This window comes from Pseudomonas sp., assembly GCF_050739655.1.
GTDB lineage: Bacteria > Pseudomonadota > Gammaproteobacteria > Pseudomonadales > Pseudomonadaceae > Aquipseudomonas.
Genome location: NZ_JBOIBY010000510.1, coordinates 1 through 2106, shown reverse-complemented (window position 1 = coordinate 2106; position 2106 = coordinate 1). Strand labels below are relative to the sequence as shown.

Below are 2106 nucleotides of genomic sequence, written 5' to 3'. Positions count from 1 at the left end.
GCCCTGGGGCGTGAAGTAATAAGTATCTCGATCGGCGGCGCTCCATTGCTCCAGGTAATGCACCTGTTGTGCGGGCGACCAGGCCGGCAATTTCGGGTTGGCGACGTAGTAAAGCACCACGGCCATGACCAGCCCGAACAGTACTGCGATGAGAGCCAGCAAGCGAAGGAACAGGCGCACGATAAACATCCTTGTCAAATGATCATGCCGTTATGCCCGAGTCCCCAGGGTGCGGCAAGAGGCCATTACGCCAGATGTTGCAGGTTCTGGAATCAGTCTCTGTCGGAACAAGATGAAAGAAGCTTCATCAGCCGAATTGTGAAATGCGTTTAAACACCTGAACTTATCAAATGTTTCCGGCTCTCATGCCGGTAGCCATTGGTCGTGGCGGCCTGATAAGCTCGCGGCTTTACTCGATTGCCCTTTAGGCGCATGAACAAGGAAATAGCATGAAACAGCATCGGTTGGCGGCGGCGGTAGCCCTGGTTAGCCTGGTACTCGCGGGTTGTGATTCGCAGACCAGCGTAGAGCTGAAAACCCCGGCGCAAAAAGCTTCCTACGGCATTGGCCTGAACATGGGCAAGAGCCTGGCTCAGGAAGGCATGGATGATCTCGATTCCAAAGCTGTAGCCCAGGGCATCGAAGACGCCGTCGGCAAGAAAGAGCAGAAGCTCAAGGACGAAGAACTGGTTGAGGCGTTCGCCGCACTGCAAAAGCGTGCCGAAGAGCGCATGGCCAAGATGAGCGAAGAGTCGGCCGCTGCCGGCAAGAAATTCCTCGAGGAAAACGGCAAGAAAGCCGGTGTGACCACCACGGCTTCGGGCCTGCAGTACGAAGTCGTGCAGAAAGCCGATGGCCCTCAGCCAAAGCCGACTGACGTAGTGACCGTTCACTACACCGGCAAACTGACCAACGGCACCGTATTCGACAGCTCCGTCGAGCGCGGCAGCCCGATCGATCTGCCGGTCAGCGGTGTGATCCCGGGTTGGGTCGAAGGCCTGCAACTGATGCACGTTGGCGAGAAGTACAAACTGTACATTCCTGCTGACCTGGCTTATGGCGCTCAAAGCCCAAGCCCGGCGATTCCGGCCAATTCGGTGCTGGTATTCGACCTGGAACTGCTGGCCATCAAGGACCCGGCAAAAGAAGACGCCGCTGCCAAGTAACCAGCGTCTGCTTCGATAACAACGCCTCGCTCATGCGGGGCGTTGTTGCATCTGGCGCCCGGCAGGGGTAAACAAAACGAACAGACGCTCTAGACCGGAGTCTCACGCATAGTAGCGTTGGGGGTAGACGCACAACGTCGCCAAGTCAATGAAATTATGGGTTTTTTTTGATGAGTAAAAAACGCCCGATCTGAACGCAAGCCTTGTAAAGCGGGGCTTACAGCGGTGAAAAGCAGCTCTGTTCACAAGGTTATCCACAATTTGTGTGGATAACATTTCAACGGGAGAAATCATGAAAGCACCCTGGAATTTCGCTCGTTTCCTGCCCCTGGCCGGGCGCCTGCTGGCACGTGGCCGATTGCCGACCCTGCTGTTCGCGGTCGCCAGCAAAGGCGCGAGCCAGGGCAATCGACTGGGCAAGCTCAAGGACGACTTGAAGCTGTTGCAGGCTCTCTGCCTGGCCTACTGGCGCGGTGAATATCGCGCCATCAGCCCCAAGGCGCTGATATCGGTGGTCGCGGGCCTGATGTACTTCCTCAGCCCGGTGGATGCGATCCCGGATTTCATTCCGGTATTCGGCATGTTCGATGACATTGCGGTATTGGCGTGGCTGATGAAAGTGCTCGACGACGAACTCAATGCCTTCCGCGCCTGGCGCAAACGGCAGGCGCCGGAGAAGCTCGCGGTGGTTGAGCGTCTGCCTGACACCCCCGAGCAGCTTCAACTTCAAGGCCCGAAAAAACACTGAGTCGATTGCGACCTGTTCACAGATTGATGCCCCCCGCGACCTTGGCCGCTGTTAGGATTACACTTCTAAGGAAAAGTGCCGACTCGCTAAGTGTTTTTGTCCTACGGGGTAGTCATGGATATTCAGATAATTACACGCGAAGGCGAGCCCGAATATGCGGTTCTGCCATGGGCTCAGTATCAGGCGTTACTG

Annotated in this window: 2 protein-coding genes and 2 pseudogenes; 3 read left to right on the top strand and 1 reads right to left on the bottom strand. The window is 56.4% G+C overall.

Annotation, left to right across the window (positions count from 1 at the left end):
* Window positions 1–180 (bottom strand): annotated as a pseudogene (locus tag ACRESJ_RS24210) (hypothetical protein); the annotation flags it as partial.
* A gap of 269 nt (window positions 181–449) precedes the next feature.
* Between ACRESJ_RS24210 and ACRESJ_RS24205 the strand changes: the two are divergent.
* From ACRESJ_RS24205 to ACRESJ_RS24195, 3 genes and pseudogenes are all read left to right on the top strand, one after another.
* Window positions 450–1166 (top strand): FKBP-type peptidyl-prolyl cis-trans isomerase, encoded by a 717-nt coding sequence (locus tag ACRESJ_RS24205; RefSeq protein WP_008017718.1) that lies wholly within the window; start codon window positions 450–452, stop codon window positions 1164–1166.
* Between the two features lie 292 nt (window positions 1167–1458).
* Complete coding sequence (locus tag ACRESJ_RS24200) at window positions 1459–1914, top strand: YkvA family protein (protein ID WP_431760162.1); 456 nt, start codon at window positions 1459–1461, stop codon at window positions 1912–1914.
* A 114-nt stretch (window positions 1915–2028) separates the two neighbouring features.
* A pseudogene (locus tag ACRESJ_RS24195) lies at window positions 2029–2106 on the top strand (transcriptional regulator); the annotation flags it as partial.

Excerpts from the sequence above, each read along its gene's own strand:
- ACRESJ_RS24205 (WP_008017718.1), top strand. The coding sequence starts at position 450 with ATGAAACAGCATCGGTTGGCGGCGGCGGTAGCCCTGGTTAGCCTGGTA.
- ACRESJ_RS24200 (WP_431760162.1), top strand. The coding sequence starts at position 1,459 with ATGAAAGCACCCTGGAATTTCGCTCGTTTCCTGCCCCTGGCCGGGCGC.